Raw genomic sequence first — 20,878 nt, forward strand, 5'->3', positions numbered from 1 at the left:
TGGGAGAAGTCAGCGCCTGAGAACCAGCCAGCCAAATGCAGCCAGCGAGAGCAAGGAATAAATAATGCCTGGAGCCGCTGCGGTGAGCCAGGGCGACCAATTTTGCAGATTGCCGGCAAAACCGAACAGGTTGTTGAGCAAGAAGAAACTGATCCCGGCCATCACGCCACCAAAGACATAACCTGCCGTTGAACCTGCACGAAAATGCAGGTAGGCAAAGGGCAGGGCCAGCACCACCATCACCAGGCAGCTGAGGGGATAGAACACCTTGCGCCAGAACTCGATCTCGTAGCGCTGGGCCGACTGCCCGTTGGCCTGCAGGTGGCGGATGTACTGGAACAGGTCTAGCGTGGCCATGCGGTCCGGTTTGAGCACTGCAGCAGCCACCATATCGGCGCTGATTTGCGTAGGCCAGCGCATGCTGGGTTCATTCTGGTATTGCACACGCGCTTCGTCTCCAGAGAGAAGTTGGAAGGCGCTGCGCTGAACCTGGCTCAGTGTCCAGGCATCATCGTCCTGGAACTGTGCAGAAACCGCATGGGTTTTGGACGCAAGACGTCCCTGGGCATCGAACTCGAAAATACGCACATCGTGCATGCTGCCGTCGGGGTTGATGGAGCGCACGTTGACGGCAAACGAGTTTCCATCCTGGCGTTCCTTGAGCCAGGCCCCCGTGGCGCCTGTGGTCAACCGGCCCCATTGGCTGGCTTTCACCAGTTGTGCAGCTCTGTCGCTCAGTGGCGCCAGATAGTCGCCCACCCCAAACGTGATCAGCACGAATATCCCGCCCAGTGCCAGCAAGGTGCGCAGCGCACGCCCCGGGCCCAGGCCGCTGGTACGCATGATGGTGAATTCAGAACTTTGCGCGAGTCGCGCCATGACAAAGATGGTTCCGATCAGTACGGTGATGGGCAGCAGCTCGTAGAGGTGGCTGGGAATGCTCAACGCCACGAAGAGCACTGCGTGCGAGACTTCGTAACCCCCGTTAGGGCCGCGTCCTACCCAGCGCAGTTCGTCTACCAGGTCGAAAAAAAAGAAGAGCGCCAGAAACCCCAGCGTGACAAAGGCCACGGCGGTGATGATTTCCCGATGCACCAGCTTGCGTATGGTTTTCATGCTGTGCCCTCGCGTTGCCATAGCCTGCGCGGTGTCCACTGGTGGTGGCGCGCCCCCAGCAGCAGCAATGCCAGAGCCATGGTTCCGCCATGCAGCAATGTCACGTAGCTTGTCAGCCCGATTTTTTCGGCGCCGACCCAGCTTTGGCCCAGAGTCATGAAGTTGTAATACACGATGAAAGCAAACAGGGCAAACATGAGGTTTCCGCTGCGGCTCGCACGTGGGTTCACGCTGGACAGAGCCAGTGCCATCAGCACCAGATTGAGAGCGGCAAATGCCAGTCCCAGGCGCCATCCCAGTTCTGCCTTGTAGATGGGGAGCGGTTGCTCCAGCAGTTGCAGGGTGTTGCGTGTCTTGACGGACCCTTCACTGGGGCCGCTGGGGGGGGCTTCGCCAATGCGGGTGCTGTATTCGGCGAATTCGCTGATCTTAAGACCGGGCTTGTCGGTGGAGGACTCCATCCGCTGGCCCTGCGACAACACAACCATGCGCTCGCCGTTGCGCACTTCCAGTCTGGCGCTGCGTGCCGATGTCACCGTTTCGCGGTTTTTTTCTGCCGTGGCAATGAAGACATTGCTGGCAGATTCCGGGTCCTGGCTTTCCTTGTCAATGAAGAAAACGCGGGTGCCGTTGGCGGACTCCTGGAACTCACCGGGAGCGATACGGTCGATGTCGCCGCGCTGCTCGTACTGCGTGCGCATTTCCTGGATCTGCTGGTTGGCCCAGGGCCATACCGCCAGAGACAGCAGCGATACCACCAGCATCACAGGCCAGGCAAAACGCAGCAGCGGGGGGAGTAGGCTTATCAAACCACGGCCGCTGGCAAACCAGATGACCATCTCGCTGTCGCGGTACATCCGTGAGAGAGTGGCTACGATGGAGACGAAAAGGCTCAGGCTCAGGATGGTGGGCAACTGGCCAAGCACGGTAAAGCCCATCACCAGCATCACGTCGGAAGGGCTGACGCTGCCGCGTGCGGCCTGACCCAGGGTGCGGATCAACATCATGGTCATGACCACGGTAATCAGTACGACCACGGTCGCGCCGAAGCTGCGGGCCAGTTCCTTGCGGATGGATGAATCGAATAACATTGGCACGACAGAAAAGGCTGATTATGAACTTTGATCTGAAGACCCTGAACCTCGCTGGCGCAGTTGCTGAAAAGTGTGATCTGTTGGTGCTGCTGGTGCCAGAAGCATTCGTTCCGGGAGCGGATGCGCTCTCTGACTTGGTCACGCAGGCCTTCAAAGCCAAAGACCTCGACGCCAAGCCTGGAAAACACTTGCAGATGTACCAGCCACAAGGGGTTGCGGCCCGCCGTGTGGTGCTGGCGGGTATCGGCCAGGGCGATGCGCGCGCGGTGCGACAAGCCATGGCGGCCATCGCTTCCGTGTTTCGGCAAGCGGCTGTCAAGCGTGCCGTTGTCTGTTTTGCGGCGTTGGCATCGCCTGCCGCCGTTGCAGCCGCTGTGCAAGGTGCGGCACAGGTCAGCTATGTCTATACCACGACCAAGCCCAAGGCAGAGGCTCGCAGCCTGGTCCGCGTGGTGATCGCAGTGGCCAACGCAAATGCCGTGAACGATGCCTTCGAGCACAGCGCGGCGGTGGTGACAGGGGTGGAATTTGCGCGTGAATGGGGCAACCGCCCCGCCAACCATGCCACGCCCGCCTTGCTGGCCGGAGCCGCCAAGGCCTTGGCCAAGCATCCAGGCATCCAGTGCAAGGTCATGGGGCCTCCAGAAGTGGCACGGCTGGGCATGGGCGCTTTCATGGCGGTGGCCCAAGGGTCGCACGAGCCCTTGCGCCTGATCGAGTTGCGCTACAGCGGGGCTGCCAAAACGCAGGCACCCGTGGTGCTGGTGGGCAAGGGCATTACCTTTGATACGGGCGGCATCTCCATCAAGCCAGCGCCCGAAATGGATGAAATGAAGTTCGACATGTGCGGTGCGGCCAGCGTGCTGGGTGTTTTCCGTGCGCTGGCCGAGCTGCAGCCCTCCATCAACGTCGTGGGCCTGATCCCTGCCTGCGAGAACATGCCCGATGGCCGTGCCATCAAGCCGGGCGATGTGGTCACCAGCATGAGCGGCCAGACCATTGAAATCCTGAACACTGACGCCGAGGGGCGTCTGGTGCTGTGCGATGCGTTGACCTACGCTGCGCGTTTCAAACCTGCGGCGGTGGTCGATATTGCAACCTTGACGGGTGCCTGTGTGATCGCACTGGGCGGCGTGCGCACCGGTATGTTTGCCTCGGATGATGCCCTGGCCAATGCCTTGCTGGCGGCGGGGGAGGCCAGCGACGACCTGTGCTGGCGCATGCCGCTGGACGATGACTATGCCGAAGGTTTGAAGACCAACTTCGCCGACGTCGCCAATGTGGCTGGTCGGCCTGGGGGCGCCATCTCGGCGGCCAAGTTCCTGCAGCGCTTTGTGGAGGGTGTTCCCTGGGCGCATCTGGACATTGCCGGAACGGCTTGGAAGGGTGGGGCCGCCAAGGGCGCCACGGGCCGACCTGTGGGCTTGCTAGTGCATTACCTGCTGGGCACGGCGACAGCGCCTGTCAGTGCAAAACCCAAAGCACGCCCACGCAAGGGGCCCGCGCGGGGTGCCTGAGAGGCCATGACAGACATTGAATTCCATTTCAATGCGCCAGACAAGCTGGTGCATGCGTGTCGCTATGCCCGCAAGCTCCTTAAAAACGACAGGCGCCTGGTCATCACGGGCCCCGAGCATGTGCTGGAAGATGTCGATGCTCTGTTGTGGAACATGTCGGCACACGACTTTGTGGCCCACTGCCGCGGCGATAGCGATCCACAACTGTTGGATGCATCGCCCATTGTGCTGACATCGGACCCTAGCCAGTCTCCCCACCGTGATGTGCTGCTGAACCTGGGGGATACGCTTCCTCTGGCGTTTGAACGGTATAGCAAGCTGGTTGAGGTGGTCAGCGCCCATGATGAATCAGACCGCGCGCATGCGCGCATGCGCTGGCGCCACTATACCCAGCAGGGCTATGGCCTGGTCCGCCATGATCTGGTGCAGAAAGCTGATTGATGTCGACCCTTCCACCCAGAACGCCGCCTCGGTTCGTGCCCACCTTGACCGAGGTCGTGCAACCCGGACCGATCGACACAAAGCCGGAATCTGCGGCTGTGCGCCCTGCGCAGACAGTCGGTGCATTGGCAAGTTCTGTTCGTCCATCCGTTCCGCCCGGCATTCCTGCCGCCGCGGTGGCGCTTCAGAAATCAGGCGTTTTGCCCGCTGTGCCACTGCCTCCACCGGCTGCAGCCGTTCGTGCTACCCCTGCAGTAGTACCGCCGCCCGCACCGCACTATGCTGCCTCACCAGTGCCGCCTCCACAGGATATTGCTGGTTCCGTACCTGCAAGGGAGCTCCAAAAAACGTCTCCTGTCGTGCAAGAAGCAGGGGGCGGGTCTGCGACAGCCCGGCCGGCTCGTGTGTTGGCGGATGGGTTTGAAGAGATGATGGTGCACCGCGTCATGCAACGTGTCGATGTGATGCTGGAGCAGCGTCTGCGCGACGCGATTGCCTTGGTGGTGCAGGAGCAGACGCGCTCCGTACTGCCGCGTCTGCGTGAAGAAATCGAGTCGGTCGTGCGCCACTCTGTTTACGAGGCGGTAGCCGACGAACTGGCCAGCGGATCACCAACCACTGCGCTGCGTTGACAGGGTTTTCGATGATTAATTCTTCTGCATTTCATCGTGTTCCCTAATGCCTTGTGGCGTAAATTGCGGTATGTTCCCCTGCGTTGAGAAACAAGAATAATCTCAGCGTTTATCTTTACTGGAGATTCCTATGCAATTGAAGTTGAAACTGACCGTAGTTGCTGCTATCGCGGCTGTCACCGGATTGGCCTCTGCACAAGAACAGGTGGTCAAGATCGGTCACGTGGCACCGGTTTCCGGCGCCCAAGCCCACTACGGCAAGGACAACGAAAACGGCGCGCGCATGGCTATTGAAGACATCAATGCCAAGGGCGTCACGATCGGTGGCAAGAAGATCAAGTTTGAACTGCAGGCCGAAGACGACGCAGCTGACCCCAAGCAGGGCACCGCTGCTGCGCAGAAGCTGTGCGACTCCAAGGTCGTTGGCGTGGTGGGCCACCTGAACTCGGGTACTACCATTCCTGCATCCAAGGTCTATAACGATTGCGGTATTCCCATGGTCACGGGCGCTGCAACCAACCCCACCCTGACGAAGCCTGGCTACAAGACCACGTTCCGCATCATCTCCAATGACAACGCCCTGGGCGCTGGACTGGCAGCTTATGCCCATGACGTGCTCAAGCTGAAGACGGTTGCCATCGTCGATGACCGTACCGCTTACGGCCAAGGCGTGGCCAATGTGTTCAAGAAAGTGGCTGCTGAATTGGGCATGAAGGTTGTCGATGAGCAATTCACCACCGACAAGGCCACCGACTTCATGGCGATTCTGACGGCCATCAAGGCCAAGAATCCCGATGGCATCTTCTTCGGCGGCATGGACCCCCAGGCTGGCCCTATGCTGCGCCAGATGGAGCAGTTGGGCATGGCCAACACGAAGTATTTCGGTGGTGACGGTGTGTGCACTTCAGAAATCGCCAAGTTGGCTGCAGGCGCTAAAACCCTGACCAACGTGATTTGCGCTGAAGGTGGCGCGTCGCTGGCCAAGATGCCTGGCGGTGTAGAGTGGAAGAAGCGCTACGATGCCAAGTACCCAGGTCAGTTCCAGGTTTACAGCCCCTACACCTACGATGCCACCACGCTGCTGGTTGACGCTATGAAACGCGCCGACTCTGTGGATCCCAAGGTTTACACGCCTGAACTTGCGAAGTCCAATTTCAAGGGCGTGACCGCCAATATTGCCTTTGAATCCAATGGCGAAATGAAGAACCCTGCCATCACGCTGTACAAGTATGTTGACGGCAAGAAGACTGCATTGAACTGATCCGTGGTCAGGTTTGCGCTGGTTTAGGCCAGTGCACGCAAAAAAGGCTTCCTTTGGGAAGCCTTTTTTATTTCAGCGCCTGACCTGTAGTGCGCCAGGGTTCACGATATTTGTGGGTGTACCTTTAATGAAATTCACCACGTTATCGAAAGCTGCACCGAAATACAGCTCATAGCTCTCCTGCTCGACATACCCAATATGCGGTGTGCAGATGCAGTTCTCCAGGCGCAGCAAGGCATGGCCTTGCAAAATAGGCTCGCTCTCGAAAACATCGACCGCAGCCATACCGGGGCGCCCACGGTTGAGTGCGGCGATCAGGGCATCGGGTTCGATGAGTTCTGCGCGCGACGTATTGACCAGCAGAGACGTGGGCTTCATACACGAGAGGGTTTCCAGCGTAACGACTCCCCGGGTTTCATCGGTCAGGCGCAAGTGCAATGAAATCACGTCGCATTGCGCAAAAAATTCGTGACAGGTGGAAGCGACCTGGTACCCATCCGTCAGGGCCTGGACGCGCGATGCATCGCTTCCCCAGATGCGCACATTCATACCAAAGGCCTTGCCGTAACTGGCGACGAGCTGGCCGATGCGGCCATATCCCCAGATGCCCAAAGTTTTGCCGCGCAATACGTTGCCAACACCGAAATTGGGTGGCATTCCTGCCGCCTTCAGGCCCGATTGCTGCCAGGCTCCATGTTTGAGGTTGGCTATGTACTGGGGAAGCCGCCGCATGGCCGCCATGGTGAGTGCCCAGGTCAGTTCAGCAGGCGCCACCGGGGAACCCACACCCTCGGCCACGGCAATGCCGCGTTCGGTGCAGGCGCCCACATCGATATGGCTGCCGACCTTGCCAGTCTGAGCGATCAGTTTCAGACGGGGGAGTTTCTCGATCAACTGTCGTGAAATATGCGTGCGCTCACGCACCAGCACGATCACGTCGGCATCTTTCAAGCGCACCGACAGCTGTCCCAAGCCTTTGACGGTGTTGGTATAGACCTTGGCGGAATAAGCGTCCAAGCGTGTGGCGCAGTGGAGCTTGCGCACGGCATCCTGGTAATCATCGAGGATCACGATATTCATCCCGCCATTGTGCCTTGGCTCCATGGCGGTTCGCCGGCAACAACACGTAAGGCTGCTCCGAGGTCAAAGCATGCGGAGCAGGAATGGGCAGGCGTTAGTGCTGGTTCTCGCTGGCGGCCAGTCGGTCAAGTTCAGCGCATACATCGGCCATACGCCCGGAAATTGCCATGCGCCCGCAGGCGCTGGTGTGGCTGCGCAGCACGCGCAAGGGCGCATGGGCGTCGCTGGTGCGGGGCAGGGGCCGCAGAGGGCGTGCTGAGGGTTTGTGGACTTTGCGCGCTGCGATGGTGCTGTGGCGCAAAGACTCATTCAGACCCTGATGTTGCAGTCTGACGGGGCTTGTGGAGGTGTGCAAAGGCAGCAGTGGGTGCAGCGGTTGCTGCGCATTACTGAGCGTGAGGTTTTGCAGGCCTGGCGTGTTGCGCCGGGTACTCCACCAGCGGTGCAAGGCCGTCAAAGGATGGGTGAGGGTGGCCGCAGCCAGCAGGGCAATTCCCATGTGAAAACTCCAGAGGTCAGAGGTTGAACACAGGCAGGATTGCAAAAAATGCACCGCCAGCAGGGCTGGCAGGCATGAATGGAGGCCTGCCAAACGCCCGCCACCTGCGGCGGTGCGTACGCTGCTACATGAGCATGGTGTTGCGGATCAGGCCGACAGCGAGCCCTTCGATGGCAAAAGGCTCGCCGGGTTCGACGACGATGACTGGGTAATCGGGATTCTCTGGCAGCAATTCGATGGCGTGGGCCGTACGCCGCAGGCGCTTGACCGTGACATCGTCGCCCAAGCGGGCCACGACGATCTGGCCGTTGCGCGCCTCATGTGCAATTTTCACGGCCAGCAAGTCCCCATCCATGATGCCAATGTCGCGCATCGACATGCCGCGTACTTTGAGCAGGTAGTCAGGCTTGTGCTGGAACAGGCTGTCTTCAACACAATAGGTCTGTTCCACATGTTCCTGCGCGAGAATGGGCGAGCCAGCGGCTACCCGACCTACCAGGGGCAGCATGAGTTGTGACAGGCCGGGAATAGGCAGGCTGTATTGTGTGCCGCGAGCGGCATTGATGGAGCGCACCGTCTCGCCGCACAAGCGAATGCCGCGCGAAGTGCCGCTGACCAGTTCGATCACACCCTTGCGCGCCAAGGCCTGGAGGTGTTCTTCAGCGGCGTTGGCCGATTTGAAACCCAGTTCGGTGGCGATTTCGGCGCGTGTGGGGGGGGCGCCGGTGCGTGAAATGGCAGTTTGGATCAGATCCAGAATCTGCTGCTGGCGGGCCGTGAGCTTGGGGACGTTGAGCATGGCAGGTTCCACAAAGGACGAGAAAAAGGATTGAAACTGTTTTTTAATCCAGTAGCTGTATTTTTAACCAGTTTTTCAGGGGATGCAAGTGAGCGCAGGAAAAATCGTTGTTTTGGGCACAGGCGGAACCATCGCAGGCAAAGCGTCTGTAGCGGGTGACAACATTGGGTATGTGGCGGGACAGGTGGATGTGCAGGAACTGCTGGAGGCTGTGCCCGGACTGGTGCAGGCGGCCCAGGGGCCGCTGCAGGTGGAGCAGGTCGCGCAGATCGATAGCAAGGACATGGAGTTTTCGGTCTGGGCTGACCTTGCGATCCGGTGCCGCCGCTATCTGGCCGACGAAACGGTGCGCGCCATCGTGATCACCCACGGTACGGATACCCTGGAAGAGACGGCTTGGTTTCTGCACTCGGTGCTGGATGCCGCCAAGCCGGTGGTGCTGACCTGTGCTATGCGCCCTGCCACCGCTATGGCTCCGGACGGGCCGCAAAACCTGCTGGATGCCATGGCCTTGGCCACGGCGCCGGGAGCCTGCGGCGTACTGGCCGTGTGCGCTGGGGTGGTACATGGTGCGCGACAGGTGCGAAAGGTCCATCCCTACCGGGTGGATGCGTTTGGTTCCGACGAAACAGGCCCTCTGGGCTGGATCGAGGAAGGGCATGTGCGATGGGCACAAAATAGGCCTATAGCGCTTATGGGATGGGCGCAATCAGCTCTTGAAAAGATAGCTAACGGTGCGCCTTGGCCGCGTGTAGAGATCGTCATGAATTACGCTGGCGCCCGTGGTGCCACGGTGGACGCTCTGGTGGGCGACGGCGTGCAGGGCTTGGTAGTCGCCGCCACTGGAAATGGCAGCCTGCACCATAACTTGCAGGCCGCTCTGGAACATGCGCAGACCGCAGGCGTAGCCGTGCGTGTGACAACGCGCTGTACCGAGGGTCAGGTGCTGCCGCGTGCCGGGGCTTCTTTGCCACTGGGCCATGGGCTCAGCCCGGTAAAGGCCCGCGTATCACTGATGCTGGAACTGCTCGGCGGCGGCGTTCCGGCCTGATTGCCGATGGGTTGAAGCCCAGAAACGCCAACGCCCCGCATGCGGGGCGTTGTGCTGGGGCTCGCGTGCGGGCCTACAGGAATGGCGCTCAGCCTGCCAGTGCGGCCATTGCGCGGGCGGTGATTTCTTCCACGCTGCCGGTACCGCTGATGGCGCGGTATTGGGGGGCGTTGGCGGGGTCCTGGGTCGCCCAGCCTGAGTAGTAATCGACGAGAGGGCGTGTCTGGGCGCTGTAGACCTCCAGGCGCTTCTTCACGGTTTCTTCCTTGTCGTCGTCGCGCTGGATCAGATCCTCGCCCGTTGCGTCGTCCTTGCCTGCCACTTTGGGCGGATTGAACTTGACGTGGTAGGTGCGACCGCTGCCGGGGTGCGAGCGGCGGCCACTCATGCGTTCGATGATGGCGTCAAAGGGCACATCGATCTCCAGCACGTAGTCCAGCTTGACACCGGCTTCCTTCATGGCGTCGGCCTGCGGTATGGTGCGCGGGAAGCCATCGAACAGGAAGCCCTTGGCGCAATCGGGCTCGGCAATGCGTTCCTTGACCAGGCCGATGATGAGGTCGTCGCTGACCAGCCCACCCGACTCCATGACCGCTTTGGCCTTCAGGCCCAATGGCGTACCCGCCTTGACGGCAGCGCGCAGCATGTCACCCGTGGAGATTTGCGGGATACCGTACTTCTGGCAGATGAAGGTGGCCTGCGTACCTTTGCCGGCGCCTGGTGCGCCCAACAGAATCAGTTTCATGGAAATCCTCTCGCTATGTGAATCTGGCTGCACAGCAGGTCGCAGGCGTGCTTACGCCCGGCCCGGATGCGGTGTTTTTTTGGAGGGCAAGGATAGCATGCGCAACTTTCGCTCTGGCTTACACACGATGGAGCGGCTGCGCGCAGGCGGCGCATGTGCTCAGCCCAGCAGTGCGCGCACCCGTGCCAGGTCTTGTGGGGTATCCACGCCCGGGCCGGGTGCTGTTGCGGTGACGTGCACGGCAATGCGGTGGCCATGCCACAGGGCGCGCAGTTGCTCCAGTGCCTCGACGGCTTCGGTGGGTGCTTGCGACAGCGTGGGAAATTGGCGCAGAAAACCTGCGCGGTAGCTGTAAATGCCGATATGGCGTAGCGGAGCAAACCCTGCCAGAGCAGTCACGTTGGGGTGTGCCTGCACGGCAGCACCTTGCCACCAGGCGGTGTCGGCATGGTCGCGTGCATACGGGATGGGCGCGCGGCTGAAGTAATGGGCCAGCCCCTGAGCGTCCAGCACAACCTTCACTGCGTTGGGATTGGTCAGGTCGGTCAAGGTTTCGATGCGATGCGCTGCCGTGCCCATGCTGGCTTGCGGGTGGGCTGCGAGCAGCGCGGCGACCGCGTTGATGAGCTGCGGGTCGATCAGAGGCTCGTCGCCCTGCACGTTGACAACCACGTCGTCGCCCTGCAAGCCCAGCAACGCGCAGGCTTCGGCCAGACGGTCGCTGCCGCTGGGATGGTCGGCGCGGGTGGCCACCGCCTCCACACCATGGCGCTGGCAGGCGTCGAGGATGCGTGCATCGTCCGCCGCTACCACCGTGCGCAGGGCCGCGCTTTGCGCCGCGCGCCGGGCCACCTGCACCACCATGGGCAACCCGCCGATCTCGGCCAGGGGCTTGTCGGGCAGGCGGCTCGATGCCATGCGTGCCGGAATCAGCACGGTGAAGCCGGCCGCAGCGCTCATTGTTCGAGTTCCTCGTCGCTCAGCGTGCGCGCCTCGGGTTCGAGCAGCACGGGGATGCCGTCGCGCACCGGGTAGGCCAGGCGTGCGCTGCGCGAGACCAGTTCCTGGCGTTCCCGGTCGTAGGTGAGGGGCCCCTTGGTGACGGGGCAGACCAGCAGTTCAAGTAATTTGGTGTCCATGGCGGCGCAATCGGAAGAAAGAAAATCAGGAAGGTGATGATAGCGAGCGAGCCCTGGCACGGGCTAGCAGGGCATCGAGGGCGATAAAGAAGCCGTCATCGATGGCTGTACGCAGCGGTACCGCCAGCGCATCGGGGTGGTATTGCCATAATTTAACGGCGTCTTTTTCAGTGCAAATAAGCGTGTAAGGCTTATCCTTTGGGCGGTTCCAGCTATCAAAATTAGAGTGATCTGGCAGCCCCTGCATTTGCGCCAACGGCAACCCCAGAGATTGCAGCATGGTAAAAAAATCCTGGGGCCTGGCAATGCCTGCCACGGCCAGCAGCGGCTGTTGGTGCAGGTCGGCCAGGGGGACACGCTGTCCGTCGGCACGCAGCGCAAAGTCGGCCAGTGAGCGCTGCAGTGCAAACGCTGGCGCGCCACTGTCAGCCACGGCGGACCCGGCATGCACCACCAGATCGACCGGGCGAGGCCAGGATTCGCGCAGCGGGCCTGCGGGCAAAAGGAACCCGTTGCCCGTGCCCAGGTCGTTAAAAACACAAATTTCAATGTCTCGCGCCAGCGCCAAGTGCTGCAGCCCGTCATCGCAGACGATGACATCGGTGTCCGGGTGCTGCGCCAAGATCAGCTGCACCGCAGCAATGCGCTGCGCTGCCACGGCCACGGGCACAGCACATTGGCGGGCGATCAATGCTGGTTCGTCGCCGACCTCGCGGGCGGGACTGCTGGCATATGCCATGCGGCAATCTTGCGTGCTGCGCCCGTAGCCCCGTGAGACCACGCCCGGGTGCCAGCCCTGCGCCTGCAGGTGGCGCACCACGGCCATGACCACGGGCGTCTTGCCCGCGCCGCCTGCCACCACATTGCCCACCACCACCACGGGCACGCCCGGGTGCTCGGCCCGCAGTACGCGGGCCCGGTAGAGCATGCGGCGCAGCGCCACGGCCAGGCACATCAGCAGCGACAAGGGCCACAGCAGCCACGCGAGCCATCCACGCTGGCGCCAGGCACGCTGCAGCACCGATCCAGGCGCCAGATTAGAAGAGGGAGAGAGTGGGGGCTGCGGCATGGCAGCAGCCGCGCTGCGTCAGGGCTTGCCAGCCCCCGCGCGGGCGGACGACTGGGTCGCGAAGGTGATTTGCGTCAGGCCCACGCGGCGTGCGGCCTCCATGACCGTCACCACGGACTGGTGGGGCGCGGTGGCGTCGGCACTGATGATGACGATGCTGCCGGGTCCGGCCTTGGCGGCGCCTTGCATGGCGCTGGCCAGCACATCCACGCTTTTGCCTTCAATGCCCGTCTTGTTAACGGCATAGCGGCCATCGGCGGCCACGGCCACGATCACCTCCTTGGGGTGGTCGCGCTGCTGGTCCGCGTCGGCCACGGGCAGGGTGAGTTGCAGTTCAGTGAACTTGCTGTACGTGGTCGTCAGCATCAAAAAGATGAGGATGACCAGCAGCACGTCGATGAACGGGATCAGATTGATCTCGGGTTCTTCCTTGACGCGGGGACGAAAGTTCATGGGCGGTAGGCCTCGAGGGTCACTTTCTGAGGCGCAGCAGGTGCCGCACGAACTGCTCGGAGGCCAACTCCAGCGTGAGCAGGTAGGCATCGACCCGGCCCCGGAAGTAGCGCCAGAAAATCAGCGACGGAATGGCCACAATCAGGCCAAACGCCGTGTTGTAGAGCGCCACCGAGATGCCATGCGCCAGCTGCGCCGGGTTGCCGCTGCCCATGCCGCCGCCTGCGCTGGCCTGGGAGCCGAAAATTTCGATCATGCCGACCACGGTGCCCAGCAGCCCCAGCAGGGGCGCAGCCGAGGCAATGGTGGCCAGGGCGCTGAGGTATTTCTCCAGGCGATGCGCAACCACCCGGCCCGAGCCTTCCATGGAGGCGCGCAGGTCCGATTCGCTGCAGCGGGGATTGCTGTTGAGGGTGCGCAGGCCGGTGGCCAACACCTCTCCGAGCGCAGAGTTTTGGGCCAGTTGGGCCACCACATCGGGTCCGGGCACGGCATGGACCGATACCGAAATGGCTTCATCCAGTAATTTGGGGGGGGCGATGCGGGCGGTTTTGAGTGATACGAAACGCTCAAAAATCAGCGCCATGGCCAGGACCGAGCAGGCAATCAAGGGCCAGATGGGCCAGCCTGCGGCTTGTATGATGGACAGCAATTATCTCTCCGCACGGGGATGGGCAAAGGGCGATTATGGCCCAGCTTTCGGCCTTTTCCTGCGGCGATGACCACCCCACTCCCCGGAATCCAGCACCCGCCCCTGTCACCCACAGTTTCTGTGGATAACTTTGTGGAAAACAGCAGGGGGGTGCCCCGGAAAATGGCGCCAAACCGTCACCGAAACAGAATGCTGAAATTTTGCGCATCAAAAAATACAACAAAAACAACGGGTTGCACGGAAACAAACGCTTTCCCCGGTGTTTTATAAGACAAAAAGTTACATTGTTGCCTCCTGGCGCTCCTGTGGAGTACTGCACCGCAGCAACGCCGGAAACACGCCTGGAACCCCATGTTTGACCCCCAAAACAACGCCCTGGCGCCGCGCATCTGGGAAGTTGGCGCGCTATGCCGCGCCGTGGCTGATGCTTTGCAGGCGCGCTTCAATCCGGTCGCGGTGCGCGGAGAGATCACCGGCTTTTCGCGCGCATCCAGCGGGCATTGCTACTTTTCCATCAAGGACACGCAGGGGCAGATCCGCTGCGCCATGTTCCGCAGCGCTGCCAGCCGCCTCGACTTTGTGCCGCGCGACGGTGAACTGGTCGAGTTGCGCGGGCGCCTGGGCGTGTACGAGGCGCGTGGCGACCTGCAGCTCGTTGTAGAAAGCCTGCAGCGGGCCGGCCAAGGTGCTTTGTTTGAACAGTTTTTGCGCCTGAAGGCCCGGCTGGAGGCTGAAGGCCTGTTCGACACGGCCCGCAAACGCCCGCTGCCCCTGATGCCGCGCGGCATTGGCCTGGTCACCTCGCCCGGTGCCGCAGCCTTGCACGACGTGGTGACGGCGTTGCGTCGGCGGGTTCCCCATCTGCCCGTGGTGCTGGTGCCAGCACTGGTGCAGGGCGAAGGCGCGGCACCATCCCTGTGCGCAGCGCTATCAAAACTGTATCTGATGGCGCAAGCTGGGCAAGCGCCAGGGGCCGATTTGGCTAAAAATCCTCCAATCGATGTGATTTTGCTGGTGCGTGGTGGTGGTTCCATCGAAGACTTGTGGGCCTTCAATGACGAGCAACTGGCCCGCACCATCGTGCAAAGCCCTGTGCCGGTGGTCAGTGGCGTGGGGCACGAAACCGACTTCACCGTGGCCGACTTCTGTGCCGATCTGCGGGCGCCCACCCCTACAGCCGCCGCCGAACTGGTGGCCCAGCCACGCGGCGTGTGGCTGGGTGCGCTGGACCTGCTGGCAACGCGGCTGGGCGACGGCGTGCAGCGCCAGATCGAGCAGCGCAGCCAGCGCCTGGACCAAGTGGCCGCACGCTTGGGCCGTCCGTCGGGCTTGGTGGTGCGCGAACAGCAACGCAGCGCCCGCCTGGCCGAGCGCATGCGCCGTGCAGTGCTATTGAAAATGCAGCTTCTCGCGCACAACCAGCAAGCGCTAGAGGCTGATTTTTTAGTAAAAATGCAGCAAAACCTGGCCGATCATCGCCAGCGCCTGGAGCGCGCTGCCTTGCGACTGCAGTTGCTCGATCCGTACCTGGTACTGCAGCGCGGCTACGCCCTGCTCAGCGATAGCCAGGGCCACGCGGTGACCAGCGTGCAGCAAACCCAGCCCGGCGCCGCCTTGCAGGCCACGCTGGCCGATGGCGCGCTCGACCTGGTAGTGCAGCCGCCCAAGCCACGGTAGAGCAGGGCGGCCCTGCGGGGCATACGCACAGGCCTGCAAGGGTTGGTGCTTCTTCCTACAATGGTCGGGTGACATCCCGCCGTCCGCGCATCGCGCGCATGGTGCCCTACAACAAAACCACCATAAGGAACACCCCCATGGAACATACCCTGCCCGCGCTGCCTTACGCCATTGATGCCCTGGCCCCGAACTACAGCCAGGAAACGCTGGAGTACCACCATGGCAAGCACCACAACGCCTATGTGGTGAACCTGAACAACCTGCAAAAAGGCACCGAATTCGAATCGATGACCCTGGAAGAAATCATCAAGAAATCCAGCGGTGGCATCTACAACAACGCAGCCCAGATCTGGAACCACACCTTCTTCTGGAACTGCATGGCTCCGAGCGGTGGCGGCGAGCCCAGCGGAGCGCTGGCTGCAGCCATCAACGCAAAATTTGGCTCCTATGCCGCGTTCAAGGAAGCCTTTGTCAAGAGCGCCGTGGGCAACTTCGGCTCCGGCTGGACTTGGCTGGTGAAGAAGGCGGACGGTAGCGTGGACATCGTCAACACTGGCGCTGCCGGCACGCCGCTGACCACTGCCGACAAGGCACTGTTGACCGTAGACGTGTGGGAACACGCTTACTACATCGACTACCGCAACGCCCGCCCGAAGTTTGTCGAGACTTTCCTCGACAAGCTGGTCAACTGGAAGTTTGCCGAAGCCAACTTCGCCTGAGCGAACAGGCGCTGCGGTGGCAGCGCTTCAAACCCGAAAAAAAGGGCCCGAAGAGCGATCCTCGGGCCCTTTCTCATGGGCGCGCGAAGATGAAATTTTGTAAGTCTTATAGAAGACTTCAAAAAAAAGTCGATTCATCGTCAGAATATTTCGTATTGTGATATTTGATTGCAAAATCGTCCCCCTTGAAATTTCGCCTCAAGCACAATCCTCTGGCGTCTGACCATGCGACGCGCGCTGGGCTGCAGCCCGGCTGTGCGACCCCTGTTTTTGTTCACTGAGAGAAAAGATGAGCATCCAGCAACCCACCATCCTCTATACCTTGACCGACGAAGCACCGCGTCTGGCCACGGCGTCGTTCTTGCCCATCGTGCGCAGCTTTACCGCGCCCGCTGGCATCCATGTGGAGGAAACCGATATTTCGGTGGCAGCCCGCGTTTTGGCTTCTTTCCCTGAGCGTTTGACGGACGCTCAAAGGGTGCCCAACACCTTGGCCGAACTGGGCCAGAAAACCCTGCAGCCCGATGCCAACATCATCAAGCTGCCCAACATCAGCGCTTCGGTGGGCCAGTTGATTGCCTGCATCAAAGAGCTGCAGGGCAAGGGCTATGCCATTCCCGACTACCCTGAAGACCCCAAGAGCGACGAAGAAAAAGAGGTGCGTGCGCGCTATGCCAAGTGCATTGGCAGCGCCGTGAACCCGGTGCTGCGCGAGGGCAATTCGGACCGCCGTGCACCCCGTGCCGTCAAGGAATACGCACGCAAAAATCCGCATTCAATGGCCGACTGGAGCCAGGCCTCGCGCTCGCATGTCTCGCACATGCATCACGGTGACTTCTATGCCGGCGAGAAATCGATGACGCTGGATGCCGCCTGCGACGTGAAGATGGAGCTCACGACCAAAAGCGGTCAGACCATTGTGCTCAAGCCCAAGGTGTCGCTCAAGGCGGGCGAAGTGATCGACAGCATGTTCATGAGCAAAAAAGCGCTGGTCGAGTTTTACGAAAACGAGATTCAAGACGCCTTCAAGACGGGCGTGATGTTCTCGCTGCACGTCAAGGCCACGATGATGAAGGTCTCGCACCCCATCGTCTTCGGCCACTGCGTGAAAATTTTCTACAAAGACGCCTTTGCCAAGCACGGCAAGCTGTTCGAAGAATTGGGTGTTAACGTCAATAACGGCATGGCAAACCTGTACGAAAAGGTCGCCACGCTGCCCACCGCCCAGCGCGAAGAGGTCCTCAAGGACCTGCACGCCTGCCACGAAGGCCGCCCCGAGCTGGCCATGGTCGATTCGGCCAAGGGCATCACCAACTTCCACTCGCCCAACGACATCATCGTGGACGCCTCCATGCCCGCCATGATCCGCAATGGCGGCAAGATGTGGGGCGCAGACGGCCGCCTGAAAGACGTCAAGGCCGTGATGCCTGAATCAACGTTTGCCCGCATTTACCAGGAGATGATCAACTTCTGCAAATGGCACGGCAACTTCGACCCGCGCACCATGGGCACTGTGCCCAACGTTGGTTTGATGGCGCAGCAGGCCGAGGAATATGGCTCGCACGACAAGACCTTCGAGATCCAGGAGGACGGCGTCGCCAACATCGTCGATCTGGCCACGGGCAAAGTGCTGCTTTCGCAGAACGTGGAACAGGGCGATATCTGGCGCATGTGCCAGGTCAAGGACGCACCGATCCGCGACTGGGTCAAGCTGGCCGTTACGCGCGCGCGCAACTCGGGCATGCCGGCGGTGTTCTGGCTCGATCCGTACCGCCCGCACGAGGCCGAATTGATCAAGAAGGTCGAGGCCTATCTGAAAGACCACGACACCACGGGCCTGGACATCCAGATCATGAGCCAGGTGCGCGCCATGCGTTACACGCTCGAGCGCGTGATCCGCGGCCTGGACACCATCTCGGTGACCGGCAACATCCTGCGCGACTACCTGACCGACCTGTTTCCCATCATGGAGCTGGGCACCAGCGCCAAGATGCTGTCTATCGTGCCGTTGATGGCGGGCGGCGGCATGTACGAGACCGGTGCGGGCGGCTCGGCGCCCAAGCATGTGCAGCAGTTGGTCGAAGAAAACCACCTGCGCTGGGATTCGCTGGGCGAGTTTCTGGCGCTGGCCGTATCGCTCGAAGACCTCGGCCTCAAGACCGGCAACGCACAGGCCAAAATCCTGGCGCAGACGCTTGATGCCGCCACCGGCAAGCTGCTGGAAAACAACAAAAACCCGTCTCCCAAGACCGGGCAGCTCGACAACCGTGGCAGCCAGTTTTATCTGGCCCTGTACTGGGCGCAAGCCTTGGCGGAACAAACCGACGACGCTGCATTGGCCGCCAAGTTTGCCCCGCTGGCTGCCAAGCTGGCCGCAGGCGAGCAGGCCATCGTGGCTGAGCTCGCCGCAGTGCAGGGCAAGGCCGTGGATATTGGCGGTTACTACCAGCCTGACCTGGACAAGCTCAACGCCATCATGCGCCCGAGCGCAACGCTCAACGCAGCCCTGGCCACCATGCAAAGCTGATCTCTGCGGCTGCATTTTTGCCAGATCGGGGCCTGCGCCCCCGGGTTGGGCAACAAGCGCAGCGCAAAAGGCCGGTCCACCCACGCGGGTAGACCGGCCTTTTTTGTGAGAGCGATCAGATGGGCAGGGCGCGGTCAGCGGTTCGCAGAGAAAGGCGTGCCGACCAGTTTGCTACCCGCCTTGATCGACTTCTTGGCAAACCAGCCCTGGTTCATCTCCAGCACAAAGCGAACGGGCTTGTCGGAGCAATGCGAATCGGTGGTTTCGGGTTTCATGTCGGCCAGGTTCACGATGGTGCCGTCATCGGCCACAAAAGCCGCTGTCAGCGCAAGCAAGGTGTTTTTCATCCAGAAGCACTGAATGCCCGGTTGATTGAACACAAACAACATGCCCTCATGCTGCGGCATCTCCCTGCGATGCATCAGGCCGATCTGGCGCTCCTGGGGGCTGAGGGCCAGCTGCGCATCGATGCGGTGCATACCCGCGGTGAGCTGCACGCGCTGCAGGTTCAACTGTGGCTCTTGCGCCTGGGCCAGCGCGCCTGTCAACGCCAGCGCCCCCGTGCACACCAGCGCAGCAAAACGGGACAGGGAAATGGTTGTCATGGGAGGTCTACCTTCAACAGAAAAAGTCCATCGCAGGCACAAAAAAGCCCGCGGATGCGGGCAATTTTGTCGCAAATGGGAAGAAGGCACAGGGCCTGCTCCCACTTTGCTGCGTCAGACAGCCTTGGCAGCCGACTTGTGGGCCTTTTTCTTTGCCACTTTTTTGTGGGCTTTCTTGGCGGTCATCTTGGTTGCTGCAGGTGCTGGTGCAGCTGCCGCCGCTGCTTCGGGAGCTGCAGCAGGGGCTGCGGTGGCAGCGGGAGCCTGCTGTGCAAACGCACCTGCGGCAAACAGACCGGCGATCAGGGCAGTGAGAAGCTTGTTCATAGAAACCTTTGACGTGCAAATGAAGAGTTTGATGCGTCGCAAAAAGACTGCGAAGCTTATTCACAACGCCCGCCAAACCGTGGCGTTGACAGGGTTTACCGGTTTTTTTGCCGATAGAATCAACCGGTTTAGAGAGTTTTGCCTAACCCGCTGAAGACCCTTCAGCATTCCATCGGAGACCTCACGTCCATGACCAGCTACCAGCACATCAAGGTGCCTGCCGAAGGCACGAAAATCACCGTCAATGCCGACATGTCGCTGAATGTGCCGGACCAGCCGATCATTCCCTTCATCGAAGGCGACGGCACGGGCGGCGACATCACCCCGGTGATGCTCAAGGTGGTGGATGCAGCCGTGGCCAAGGCCTACGGCGGCAAAAAGAAGATCCACTGGATGGAGGTCTACGCCGGCGAGAAATCGACCAAGGTCTACGGCCCCGACGTCTGGCTGCCCGAGGAAACGCTCGCCGCCGTCAAGGACTACGTCGTCTCCATCAAGGGCCCGCTCACCACGCCCGTGGGCGGGGGCATCCGCTCGTTGAACGTGGCCCTGCGCCAGGAGCTCGACCTCTACGTCTGCCTGCGCCCCATCCAGTACTTCGACGGCGTGCCCTCGCCCGTGAAAGAGCCGCACAAGACCAACATGGTCATCTTCCGCGAGAACTCGGAAGACATCTACGCCGGCATCGAGTTCGAAGCCGAATCGGACAAGGCCAAGAAGCTCATCAAGATCCTGCAGGACGAATTCGGCGTCAAGAAGATCCGCTTCCCCAATACTTCTGGCATCGGCATCAAACCCGTCTCGCGCGAAGGCACCGAGCGCCTGGTGCGCAAGGCCATCCAGTACGCCATCGACAACGACAAGCCCAGCGTGACCATCGTGCACAAGGGCAACATCATGAAGTTCACCGAAGGGGGCTTCCGTGACTGGGCCTACGGCTTGGCGGCCAAGGAATTCGGCGCCGAGCTGATCGACGGCGGCCCCTGGATGAAGTTCAAGAACCCCAAGACGGGCAAGGAAATCACCATCAAGGACAGCATTGCCGACGCCTTCCTGCAGCAAATTTTGCTGCGCCCGGCCGAATACAGCGTGATCGCCACGCTCAACCTGAACGGCGACTACGTTTCCGACGCGCTGGCTGCACAAGTGGGCGGCATCGGCATTGCCCCCGGCGCCAACCTGTCGGACACCATCGCCATGTTCGAAGCCACGCACGGCACGGCGCCCAAATACGCCGGCAAGGACTACGTGAACCCCGGTTCCGAGATCCTCTCCGCCGAAATGATGCTGCGCCACATGGGCTGGACGGAAGCGGCCGACCTCATCATCAGTTCCATGAAGAAGTCGATCGCCAGCAAGAAGGTGACCTACGACTTCGCCCGCCTGATGGACGGCGCCACGCAGGTGAGCTGCTCGGGTTTTGGCCAGGTCATGATCGACCACATGTAAGCGCGTCTCAGGGCCTCACCGGAGCG

At 61.2% G+C, this 20,878-nt stretch carries 22 protein-coding genes; 9 read left to right on the top strand and 13 right to left on the bottom strand.

Annotated features, from left to right (window positions below):
- Nucleotides 1-9 precede the first annotated feature (9 nt).
- A complete protein-coding gene (gene lptG / locus ACYVOC_RS17535; protein WP_461162628.1) occupies nucleotides 10-1,116 on the bottom strand; it encodes an LPS export ABC transporter permease LptG in 1,107 nt (368 codons plus the stop codon).
- Nucleotides 1,113-2,207, bottom strand: a complete 1,095-nt coding sequence (gene lptF / locus ACYVOC_RS17540) for an LPS export ABC transporter permease LptF (protein ID WP_461162629.1) — start codon at nucleotides 2,205-2,207, stop codon at nucleotides 1,113-1,115. The genes lptG and lptF overlap by 4 nt, the downstream gene beginning before the upstream one ends.
- Nucleotides 2,208-2,230: 23 nt before the next feature.
- Here lptF and ACYVOC_RS17545 point away from each other — a divergent pair, with 23 nt between their 5' ends.
- The 4 genes from ACYVOC_RS17545 (at nucleotide 2,231) to ACYVOC_RS17560 (ending at nucleotide 6,061) form a co-directional block, all read left to right on the top strand.
- Nucleotides 2,231-3,727, top strand: coding sequence for a leucyl aminopeptidase (locus ACYVOC_RS17545; protein ID WP_116003831.1), 1,497 nt, complete (start codon nucleotides 2,231-2,233; stop codon nucleotides 3,725-3,727).
- A 6-nt stretch (nucleotides 3,728-3,733) separates the two neighbouring features.
- A complete protein-coding gene (locus ACYVOC_RS17550; RefSeq protein ID WP_461162630.1) occupies nucleotides 3,734-4,168 on the top strand; it encodes a DNA polymerase III subunit chi in 435 nt (144 codons plus the stop codon).
- Between the two features lie 446 nt (nucleotides 4,169-4,614).
- On the top strand, nucleotides 4,615-4,800 hold the full coding sequence (locus tag ACYVOC_RS17555; protein ID WP_233521110.1) for a hypothetical protein: 186 nt from the start codon (nucleotides 4,615-4,617) through the stop codon (nucleotides 4,798-4,800).
- 130 nt (nucleotides 4,801-4,930) lie between these two features.
- A complete protein-coding gene (locus ACYVOC_RS17560) occupies nucleotides 4,931-6,061 on the top strand; it encodes a branched-chain amino acid ABC transporter substrate-binding protein (protein WP_116003833.1) in 1,131 nt (376 codons plus the stop codon).
- Nucleotides 6,062-6,133: 72 nt separating this feature from the next.
- Here ACYVOC_RS17560 and ACYVOC_RS17565 read toward each other — a convergent pair whose 3' ends face one another.
- The 3 genes from ACYVOC_RS17565 to lexA form a co-directional block, all read right to left on the bottom strand.
- Entirely contained in the window at nucleotides 6,134-7,141 is a 1,008-nt protein-coding gene (locus ACYVOC_RS17565) for a D-2-hydroxyacid dehydrogenase family protein (RefSeq protein WP_461162631.1), read from the bottom strand.
- 94 nt (nucleotides 7,142-7,235) lie between these two features.
- Complete coding sequence (locus ACYVOC_RS17570; RefSeq protein ID WP_461162632.1) at nucleotides 7,236-7,640, bottom strand: hypothetical protein; 405 nt, start codon at nucleotides 7,638-7,640, stop codon at nucleotides 7,236-7,238.
- Nucleotides 7,641-7,764: 124 nt separating this feature from the next.
- Nucleotides 7,765-8,439, bottom strand: coding sequence for a transcriptional repressor LexA (lexA, locus tag ACYVOC_RS17575; RefSeq protein WP_116003836.1), 675 nt, complete (start codon nucleotides 8,437-8,439; stop codon nucleotides 7,765-7,767).
- Nucleotides 8,440-8,521: 82 nt separating this feature from the next.
- Between lexA and ACYVOC_RS17580 the strand changes: the two genes are divergently transcribed.
- Nucleotides 8,522-9,490, top strand: a complete 969-nt coding sequence (locus ACYVOC_RS17580; protein WP_461162633.1) for an asparaginase — start codon at nucleotides 8,522-8,524, stop codon at nucleotides 9,488-9,490.
- An 88-nt stretch (nucleotides 9,491-9,578) separates the two neighbouring features.
- Here the strand turns inward: ACYVOC_RS17580 and adk are convergent, their stop codons facing one another.
- From adk to ACYVOC_RS17610, 6 genes are all read right to left on the bottom strand, one after another.
- Nucleotides 9,579-10,235, bottom strand: coding sequence for an adenylate kinase (gene adk, locus ACYVOC_RS17585; RefSeq protein ID WP_116003838.1), 657 nt, complete (start codon nucleotides 10,233-10,235; stop codon nucleotides 9,579-9,581).
- Between the two features lie 159 nt (nucleotides 10,236-10,394).
- The gene (gene kdsB, locus ACYVOC_RS17590; RefSeq protein WP_461162634.1) at nucleotides 10,395-11,195 is read right to left on the bottom strand and encodes a 3-deoxy-manno-octulosonate cytidylyltransferase; all 801 of its coding nucleotides are present in this window, start codon (nucleotides 11,193-11,195) and stop codon (nucleotides 10,395-10,397) included.
- Nucleotides 11,192-11,374, bottom strand: a complete 183-nt coding sequence (locus tag ACYVOC_RS17595) for a Trm112 family protein (RefSeq protein WP_116003840.1) — start codon at nucleotides 11,372-11,374, stop codon at nucleotides 11,192-11,194. The genes kdsB and ACYVOC_RS17595 overlap by 4 nt, the downstream gene beginning before the upstream one ends.
- 25 nt (nucleotides 11,375-11,399) lie before the next feature.
- The gene (lpxK, locus tag ACYVOC_RS17600) at nucleotides 11,400-12,443 is read right to left on the bottom strand and encodes a tetraacyldisaccharide 4'-kinase (RefSeq protein WP_461162635.1); all 1,044 of its coding nucleotides are present in this window, start codon (nucleotides 12,441-12,443) and stop codon (nucleotides 11,400-11,402) included.
- Nucleotides 12,444-12,461: 18 nt separating this feature from the next.
- Entirely contained in the window at nucleotides 12,462-12,896 is a 435-nt protein-coding gene (locus ACYVOC_RS17605; protein WP_461162636.1) for an ExbD/TolR family protein, read from the bottom strand.
- A gap of 19 nt (nucleotides 12,897-12,915) precedes the next feature.
- Nucleotides 12,916-13,548, bottom strand: coding sequence for a MotA/TolQ/ExbB proton channel family protein (locus ACYVOC_RS17610; RefSeq protein WP_116003843.1), 633 nt, complete (start codon nucleotides 13,546-13,548; stop codon nucleotides 12,916-12,918).
- A 351-nt stretch (nucleotides 13,549-13,899) separates the two neighbouring features.
- Between ACYVOC_RS17610 and xseA the strand changes: the two genes are divergently transcribed.
- From xseA to ACYVOC_RS17625, 3 genes are all read left to right on the top strand, one after another.
- Nucleotides 13,900-15,225, top strand: a complete 1,326-nt coding sequence (gene xseA / locus ACYVOC_RS17615; protein WP_461162637.1) for an exodeoxyribonuclease VII large subunit — start codon at nucleotides 13,900-13,902, stop codon at nucleotides 15,223-15,225.
- A gap of 137 nt (nucleotides 15,226-15,362) precedes the next feature.
- Nucleotides 15,363-15,944 carry a Fe-Mn family superoxide dismutase gene (locus tag ACYVOC_RS17620; RefSeq protein WP_116006020.1) on the top strand — a complete coding sequence of 194 codons (582 nt, stop codon included), beginning with the start codon at nucleotides 15,363-15,365 and terminating at the stop codon, nucleotides 15,942-15,944.
- A gap of 289 nt (nucleotides 15,945-16,233) precedes the next feature.
- Nucleotides 16,234-18,471 (top strand): NADP-dependent isocitrate dehydrogenase, encoded by a 2,238-nt coding sequence (locus ACYVOC_RS17625; protein WP_461162638.1) that lies wholly within the window; start codon nucleotides 16,234-16,236, stop codon nucleotides 18,469-18,471.
- Between the two features lie 134 nt (nucleotides 18,472-18,605).
- Here the strand turns inward: ACYVOC_RS17625 and ACYVOC_RS17630 are convergent, their stop codons facing one another.
- Together ACYVOC_RS17630 and ACYVOC_RS17635 are read right to left on the bottom strand one after the other, a co-directional pair.
- Nucleotides 18,606-19,076, bottom strand: a complete 471-nt coding sequence (locus ACYVOC_RS17630) for a DUF192 domain-containing protein (protein ID WP_116003846.1) — start codon at nucleotides 19,074-19,076, stop codon at nucleotides 18,606-18,608.
- A 114-nt stretch (nucleotides 19,077-19,190) separates the two neighbouring features.
- Nucleotides 19,191-19,403 (bottom strand): hypothetical protein, encoded by a 213-nt coding sequence (locus ACYVOC_RS17635; protein WP_116003847.1) that lies wholly within the window; start codon nucleotides 19,401-19,403, stop codon nucleotides 19,191-19,193.
- Nucleotides 19,404-19,592: 189 nt separating this feature from the next.
- Here ACYVOC_RS17635 and icd point away from each other — a divergent pair, with 189 nt between their 5' ends.
- Nucleotides 19,593-20,852: an NADP-dependent isocitrate dehydrogenase gene (gene icd, locus ACYVOC_RS17640; protein ID WP_116003848.1), complete on the top strand. Its 1,260-nt coding sequence runs from the start codon at nucleotides 19,593-19,595 to the stop codon at nucleotides 20,850-20,852.
- The last annotated feature ends 26 nt before the right edge of the window (nucleotides 20,853-20,878 follow it).

Source organism: Simplicispira piscis, assembly GCF_054783455.1.

Excerpts from the sequence above, each read along its gene's own strand:
- icd (WP_116003848.1), top strand. The coding sequence starts at position 19,593 with ATGACCAGCTACCAGCACATCAAGGTGCCTGCCGAAGGCACGAAAATC.
- ACYVOC_RS17545 (WP_116003831.1), top strand. The coding sequence starts at position 2,231 with ATGAACTTTGATCTGAAGACCCTGAACCTCGCTGGCGCAGTTGCTGAA.
- ACYVOC_RS17560 (WP_116003833.1), top strand. The coding sequence starts at position 4,931 with ATGCAATTGAAGTTGAAACTGACCGTAGTTGCTGCTATCGCGGCTGTC.
- xseA (WP_461162637.1), top strand. The coding sequence starts at position 13,900 with ATGTTTGACCCCCAAAACAACGCCCTGGCGCCGCGCATCTGGGAAGTT.
- ACYVOC_RS17580 (WP_461162633.1), top strand. The coding sequence starts at position 8,522 with ATGCAAGTGAGCGCAGGAAAAATCGTTGTTTTGGGCACAGGCGGAACC.
- ACYVOC_RS17555 (WP_233521110.1), top strand. The coding sequence starts at position 4,615 with ATGCAACGTGTCGATGTGATGCTGGAGCAGCGTCTGCGCGACGCGATT.
- lptF (WP_461162629.1), bottom strand. The coding sequence starts at position 2,207 with ATGTTATTCGATTCATCCATCCGCAAGGAACTGGCCCGCAGCTTCGGC.
- ACYVOC_RS17565 (WP_461162631.1), bottom strand. The coding sequence starts at position 7,141 with ATGAATATCGTGATCCTCGATGATTACCAGGATGCCGTGCGCAAGCTC.
- ACYVOC_RS17550 (WP_461162630.1), top strand. The coding sequence starts at position 3,734 with ATGACAGACATTGAATTCCATTTCAATGCGCCAGACAAGCTGGTGCAT.
- ACYVOC_RS17625 (WP_461162638.1), top strand. The coding sequence starts at position 16,234 with ATGAGCATCCAGCAACCCACCATCCTCTATACCTTGACCGACGAAGCA.
- ACYVOC_RS17595 (WP_116003840.1), bottom strand. The coding sequence starts at position 11,374 with ATGGACACCAAATTACTTGAACTGCTGGTCTGCCCCGTCACCAAGGGG.
- ACYVOC_RS17620 (WP_116006020.1), top strand. The coding sequence starts at position 15,363 with ATGGAACATACCCTGCCCGCGCTGCCTTACGCCATTGATGCCCTGGCC.
- lexA (WP_116003836.1), bottom strand. The coding sequence starts at position 8,439 with ATGCTCAACGTCCCCAAGCTCACGGCCCGCCAGCAGCAGATTCTGGAT.
- ACYVOC_RS17630 (WP_116003846.1), bottom strand. The coding sequence starts at position 19,076 with ATGACAACCATTTCCCTGTCCCGTTTTGCTGCGCTGGTGTGCACGGGG.
- adk (WP_116003838.1), bottom strand. The coding sequence starts at position 10,235 with ATGAAACTGATTCTGTTGGGCGCACCAGGCGCCGGCAAAGGTACGCAG.
- lptG (WP_461162628.1), bottom strand. The coding sequence starts at position 1,116 with ATGAAAACCATACGCAAGCTGGTGCATCGGGAAATCATCACCGCCGTG.
- kdsB (WP_461162634.1), bottom strand. The coding sequence starts at position 11,195 with ATGAGCGCTGCGGCCGGCTTCACCGTGCTGATTCCGGCACGCATGGCA.
- ACYVOC_RS17570 (WP_461162632.1), bottom strand. The coding sequence starts at position 7,640 with ATGGGAATTGCCCTGCTGGCTGCGGCCACCCTCACCCATCCTTTGACG.
- ACYVOC_RS17635 (WP_116003847.1), bottom strand. The coding sequence starts at position 19,403 with ATGAACAAGCTTCTCACTGCCCTGATCGCCGGTCTGTTTGCCGCAGGT.
- lpxK (WP_461162635.1), bottom strand. The coding sequence starts at position 12,443 with ATGCCGCAGCCCCCACTCTCTCCCTCTTCTAATCTGGCGCCTGGATCG.
- ACYVOC_RS17605 (WP_461162636.1), bottom strand. The coding sequence starts at position 12,896 with ATGAACTTTCGTCCCCGCGTCAAGGAAGAACCCGAGATCAATCTGATC.